We start from the raw sequence: 6,190 nt of genomic DNA, 5'->3' as shown, positions 1-6,190 counted from the left end.
GTACACATAATTAATATTATCTTGTTCTTTATAAACATCTAATTCATGATTTTTATACATTTTATGAGCATCTTTAAAAAGTCCACCAAAAACCATTTCTTGTTTGCCTTTTAAAGCTTTATAAAATACTTCAAATACTTGTCTATTTATTAAATAATCAGTATCTTTAGCAGAATACTTAGCTAACTCATAAACTTCTTTATAATTATTTGCTTTTGCTTTTCTTACATCAACTTGAGTTATTAATTCATTTCTAGTTGATTGTTTCCATAATTCAAGCCATTTTTCTTGTTTTATATAATAATCTTTATCTGAAAAATAACTTTTATTAACAGCTAAAACAACATGAAAATGAGGATTATAAGTGTCATAGTTAGGCTCTAAATCTCCAACTTGCAAACCTCTTTTTTTATAATAATCCTTTTTTTGTTTCCAAAGATCCTTTGTTATATATTTTTCTTTTTGGTAAGTTACTTCTAATTTTCTTATGTAACCTTTAACTACTTTTTTTACTTCTTTAAGTTTTATTAATCTTTCAAATGATTTATTATATTCTTTTATTGCTTCATTAAGATTTTCTCCAGTTACATTAGGAGTTGTTAAAGTCAAAAATATAAACTCTTTATTCTCTTCTTTTCTTAAATGTTCCATCAATATACTTATTTCTAAACTTTCTTTGCATGATAAACGCCAAGAACACATAGGACAAAACCTATTTTTGCAAAAGTTACCTTTATGCAATTTTTTATTTTCTAAATTTAAATCTGCTAATAACATTAAAAAACTCCCACAATCTCTTATTAATTCAAGCATTTTTTCTGATATTAATGATGAAATATAATTACTAAACTTAGGATTTTTCTTCTTTTTACCAGTACATTTTTCTAAAATTCCATCTTGTTTTAAATCATTTTTTCTGATATCATTATTCATGTAATTAAATTATGAAATTTAAGGGATATAAAATATCTCATTAAAAAACTTGCTCCTTTCCAATGTTTATATTTTGACTTGAACACTTAAAATTATAAATTAATAGGGAAAAAAAAGCAAGTTTTTTTTATTACACTCAAGTCGTAGCAACGGTTTGAGTGTATTTTTATTGGATTCGAATAGTTACCTATAGTATTAAAAGAATGTAGGAACTCATTTCATGAGTTCAAAAATAGCTTAAAAATAAGCTATTTTTTTAAATTTTTTTAACAAAAATTTAAATTACACATTTGCAAGATTTATAATTAATTTAAAATATAAATCATTTTATTTTTTCACATCTTTTTTTAAAATAAATTCCCAATCTAATCCAACGCCTTGCATATATTTCAAAAATGTTTTTAAATTTGGAACACATTGTTGAGTTTCAAATTTAGATACCATACTAAGAGATAAACCAGATCTTTTTGATACTTCTTTTTGCGTAAGTCCTAAATTAATCCTAATATTAATTGCTGTTGCTATCATTTCTGCATAAGTACGATCTAAATCATCTCCATTATCTCCTAAATCAAATATTCTTCTCCACGTTACGAATTGAGTTCTTGGAACATCTTTTGCCATATTATCACCTCAAGTATATATTTTAAATTGTTAACTTCTTAGATAAAAACAGTTTTTAAGGCTTGTTTCCCTAAATACATAGTAAATATATAAATATATATGTCAAGGGTGCTACGCACACCCACAGGGGCTTTTAAGCCCTTGACACATATATTTATATATTTAAACTCAGAAATAGGGAAACAAGCCTTTTTAATGCAATATAATTGCCTGTATTAATTTATTTGTATCTTATGTCGTAAAATGTTTATGAAAAGTAACACTTAGTATTAAGACTAAGATTATTTAATTATAAAAAATTATTTTTAAATTTTATAAATTGAATATCCCATAAAATCTTTTTTTGAATAAAAGATAGCTGTATCTTTTAAATCATTTTCTTTAAGATAGTTCTTAATATAATTATAAAGAGAATAATCAGAAAATCTTTCTCCATATTTTTTTGCACAGTTATATGGAGTTTTGCCATCATCAAACAAAAAAGTAACATTAGCTCCTATTTTCAATAAAAACTCTACTACATATATATTATTAAACCAACATGCCTTCATCAAAGCAAAATTAATAGTTTTAGTATAGTATTTCTTTTCTATTCTTGATAATAATATTTTTAATAATTTAATTCTCATCTTTAAAAATTCAAGTCTAAATTCTTGAGAATCAATAATCATTGTTACTATATCAAATCCATTCTCATTAATCTTAGCCACATTATTTAATAACCATTCAAAAACTTCTGGTAACATTCCTGAACAAGCAGGTATTAACAATTTATTCCATTCTTCTTGAGTAAATGATACTTTTGCATTTTTATTTTTAATATATTGAATTAATTCTTCTCCTGTTTTAGAATATGAATTTTTATAAATATATCGTTGTATTTTTTCTATTTCTTTATCGTTCATATATTATATTTCCTTTATCATAAGTGTAAATTTTTTAAAAATTATTTATTTAATAAATTATAATTTAATCGTCCCAACCAAGTAATTGTTTTTCTAAAGAATCATAATCATATTCTCTTTGAGAGTAATTTGTAAAATTAAGTGTTTTCTTTGATCCTTGACTTTCATTTCTTTTTTTAGGTTCTTCTGTTATTACTTTCTTTTCTTTTTGTCTTGGAAGATTATCTTTTACAACAAACCTTATAGTATCAATTTTTCTACCTAGTTTTATTTCTTCAAATTTAATTTCCATGTAACCACTTTTGTTTATTTCATTAATTGCTTTTACTAAACAATCTTTTTTAAAATCATTATATCTTTTATATTTATCTTGCAAAAAAAATAATTGTTTAAGAAAATCAACTTTAAAATCTATTACTTTTTTTGTTTCTGTCCAAGCTCTTAAATTCTCATAAAGTCTTTGTGAATATACACTTTTAAAATTATTTAAAATTGTTAAATCAATAGGCGTAAAATTACCTTGCAATTTATCTTTAACTGCATTATAAACGGTGCTATAAATATATACTGTAAATATATTTTCTTCCTTATGAATTTCAGTTAATGATATAAAATTTGTTCTAGTATATTTATTTTTATTCTCATAAATATAAACTTTAATATTTTCCATATCTTTTAAAAAATTGTTTATTTCATCAAAAGTTAAATTTTTTTTTGCAATTTCCTTAACTTCTTTATAATTTATGTTAATTTCATATAATGATAAACCTTCTTTTATAAAAACTTCTCTAAACGCTCCCATTAAATCAGTTTTGAAAAAAATAAGATTAGCAATTTTATTTTGTAAAGATGTCATTTTATATTTAGCTTTTATTAATCCATTAGCTTTAAAATAAACAAAATTATCCATAATATAAACCCCTCCTTTTTTCTATATTTTAACATTTGATAATATTAAATACAATATATTTTTAAATTACCCGTTTTTAAATCCCTTTTACCCGTTTTTAAATCCCTTTTACCCGTTTTTAAATCCCTTTTACCCGTTTTTAAATTCCCTTTTACCCGTTTTAAATTCCCTTTTACCCGTTTTTAAATCTATAAAACGCTTGAAAATAGCCACTTTAAGTAAGGTCTAAAATAAAAGTAAAAATAATAATATATATAAAAATAATATATAAAAAAAGCTTCTTTTCCCTAAGAAAATAGTAAATATATATAATAACGTTTTTTCATATCAAAAATTACGACAACATTTTTTTATAAATTATAACTTTTATTATAATTTTTACTTTTATCATCTTCTTTTTTATTATATTTTTCATATGCCTTATCTACTTCATTGAATAAATTATGCTTATCTATAACTTCATCATATATTTTTAATTGCTTATGTAAATTTATATTTTTTTGTTTTTCCTGGTTCAACTTTTGTTCATATTCTTGTTTTAAATAATGCAATTTATATGAGTGATCTCTTGTCATGTTGTTTAATTTATTGTATTGAATATCATTTTCTTTTTCTAAATATCTATTTCTTTTCTTTAATCTTTCAAGTTCACTTTCTACGTTTGCATATAAATTGTGCTGCATATATGCTTTTAAAGCACTTTCTTTTAATTTTTCAAAATCTGATTTTTTTATTTTTACTTTTTCACTTGAAAAAAACACATTTTCTGTTTCAATTTCATTTATCTGATACATAACCAAACTATTTTCATGCAAAATTTTTGTTGTTGTAGAAAATTCTTTTGTTCTTTGTTCTTTTTCACTCTTTAATTCAACAACTTCTTTCTCTATTTTTTGCTTGTCCTTTTTTAATACCTCTGTTTGCCTCTGTATTTCGTTTTTATATTCCATAGTAGTTTTATGTCTCTTATTGATATTTTTTTCACCACGAGCCAATTTAAAGCCATTTGAAACCATTCTATGATTATACTTGTCTTGTAGTTTTGATAAATCTTTTTTCCCATGAAAAAATTTATTTTGACTTATAGTTAATTTTTCTTGTTTAATCCTACCGTCATAAATTTTAGTTATTGGAACTACTACCACATGCAGGTGAGGTGTTTTTTCATCCATATGAACAACTGCATGTATGATATTCTCTTTATTCATTCCAATATCTTCAGTAACAAAATCAAGTGATGTTTTAGCCCATTTTTCAATTTCATTTTTGTTCATATCTTTGAAAAAAACAGTATCACTTGTAAAAATCATCTCACAGGCAACATTATTTTTTGAATCATTAACATATCTTTCAAAACTTTTAATTCTATCTGCTCTCATAGTTTTCATTCGTTCATCATGAACAAGTTTTAAATCTTTAGTAATCTCATTAAATCTTTGTTTATAAGTATCATTACATGAAATTAATTCAATATTATCTTTACTTTTATCTAAATCAATATCAATGTTTGTCCTAGAAATTCTTTGTTTAATATGCTTATGTAATCCGTTCAAGTCTGTTGTTTTTTTTATTCCTTGAACTCTGAAAACTGAATAACTCACAAGTACCAACCCCTTCCAAATTAATTTACAAGTAACTGACAAATTTGTCAAAGTTGCTTAACTCACTAGGATATTGACAAATATCAATATCTGCCGTTCGCCCTACGGGGTTTTTAAAATTTGTGGGTCAGTTGTGTGTTTTTCGTGTGTTTTTTGTGTGTCAAGCGTGGGTCAGTTGTGTGTTTTTCTATACTTTCATGTACCCATGGAAATCCTAGGCACTGCCTAGGTCTCCACCTTGTGTGGGGACAATTTCCCCTTATGCTCTACAACATATAAAAAAAAATAAATGTAGCTATGATCTTTGACAAAACATAGCTACATTTATTTTTTTTTATATTAAGTTTTATAAATTTAATTTACATATGTTTTTTATATAAATTTAAAGAGATTTTTAACAAGTAATTCAAAGTAATATTAAGTGTTACTTAGGGTATAAGAAATTTATTAAAATTATTTTGAAATATTTTTTGAAACAATAAATGTATCTAAAGTTTCCATCAATTTTTTACGATTAGCTACCATAAAATGAAATTCATCTCCACTTGTAAGTTTAATTAAAATTCTGTTAGGTACAAAACCAAGGAAATTATAACTTTTATACTCTACTATTTCTTCCCAAGGCATTAAGAGTGCAAAAGGTTCTGCACCTCTAGATGCTAATGCAAAAATAATTTGTGAATTAGTTACTTCAAATCTTCCAAAATAACCACGCCAGTTAGCTCTTAATTTTGCAGCACATGTAAATAAAACTTCTTCTTCTATTGAAACTTCTTCTTCACTTAAAACTTTTTTATCTCCCAATTTAAACCTCCTATATTTGCTTTGTATGTTGTTACGTAAAAACTTATTATCATAAGATAATATTATACATAAATTACAAATGAAACCTATTACTAATTTAATCTATATTTTTAATCTATATTTTTATTTTTCTTTGATTTTTTATATTAATCATAAAACTAAGTTTAGAAGATTAATATATTATTCTTCTAAATAAATTTCTTCTATATTTTTTCCATTAACTTCTTTAAGTTCTTCTTTGGTTAATTCTCTTTTCTTGAAATTTTCATATTGTGTTTTATGCCAATCATAATAAAGCATGTACACATAATTAATATTATCTTGTTCTTTATAAACATCTAATTCATGATTTTTATACATTTTATGAGCATCTTTAAAAAGTCCACCAAAAACCATTTCTTGTTTGCCTTTTA

6 protein-coding genes and 1 pseudogene are annotated in these 6,190 nt (G+C 23.6%); all 7 read right to left on the bottom strand.

Annotated features, from left to right (window positions below):
- Positions 1 to 933, bottom strand: a 933-nt coding sequence (locus GBZ86_RS11285; protein ID WP_152890730.1) for a protein rep, incomplete at its 3' end; no start/stop codon positions are given.
- Positions 934 to 1,260: 327 nt separating this feature from the next.
- On the bottom strand, positions 1,261 to 1,557 hold the full coding sequence (locus GBZ86_RS11280) for a helix-turn-helix domain-containing protein (RefSeq protein ID WP_152890728.1): 297 nt from the start codon (positions 1,555 to 1,557) through the stop codon (positions 1,261 to 1,263).
- A gap of 305 nt (positions 1,558 to 1,862) precedes the next feature.
- Positions 1,863 to 2,462, bottom strand: coding sequence for an ankyrin repeat domain-containing protein (locus GBZ86_RS11275; protein WP_152890727.1), 600 nt, complete (start codon positions 2,460 to 2,462; stop codon positions 1,863 to 1,865).
- Positions 2,463 to 2,526: 64 nt separating this feature from the next.
- Complete coding sequence (locus GBZ86_RS11270; protein ID WP_152890725.1) at positions 2,527 to 3,372, bottom strand: replication initiation protein; 846 nt, start codon at positions 3,370 to 3,372, stop codon at positions 2,527 to 2,529.
- A gap of 350 nt (positions 3,373 to 3,722) precedes the next feature.
- Positions 3,723 to 4,973: a MobV family relaxase gene (mobV, locus tag GBZ86_RS11265; protein WP_170272224.1), complete on the bottom strand. Its 1,251-nt coding sequence runs from the start codon at positions 4,971 to 4,973 to the stop codon at positions 3,723 to 3,725.
- A 453-nt stretch (positions 4,974 to 5,426) separates the two neighbouring features.
- Entirely contained in the window at positions 5,427 to 5,777 is a 351-nt protein-coding gene (locus GBZ86_RS11260) for a hypothetical protein (protein WP_152890721.1), read from the bottom strand.
- Between the two features lie 180 nt (positions 5,778 to 5,957).
- A pseudogene (locus GBZ86_RS17205) lies at positions 5,958 to 6,190 on the bottom strand (protein rep); the annotation flags it as partial.

It is taken from the genome of Clostridium tarantellae (genome assembly GCF_009295725.1).
In the GTDB taxonomy this organism is placed as follows: Bacteria; Bacillota; Clostridia; order Clostridiales; family Clostridiaceae; genus Sarcina; species Sarcina tarantellae.
This window is presented reverse-complemented; position numbering and strand designations above follow the sequence as displayed.

Coding starts and splice junctions, on each gene's coding strand:
- GBZ86_RS11280 (WP_152890728.1), bottom strand. CDS start 1,557: ATGGCAAAAGATGTTCCAAGAACTCAATTCGTAACGTGGAGAAGAATA.
- GBZ86_RS11275 (WP_152890727.1), bottom strand. CDS start 2,462: ATGAACGATAAAGAAATAGAAAAAATACAACGATATATTTATAAAAAT.
- GBZ86_RS11270 (WP_152890725.1), bottom strand. CDS start 3,372: ATGGATAATTTTGTTTATTTTAAAGCTAATGGATTAATAAAAGCTAAA.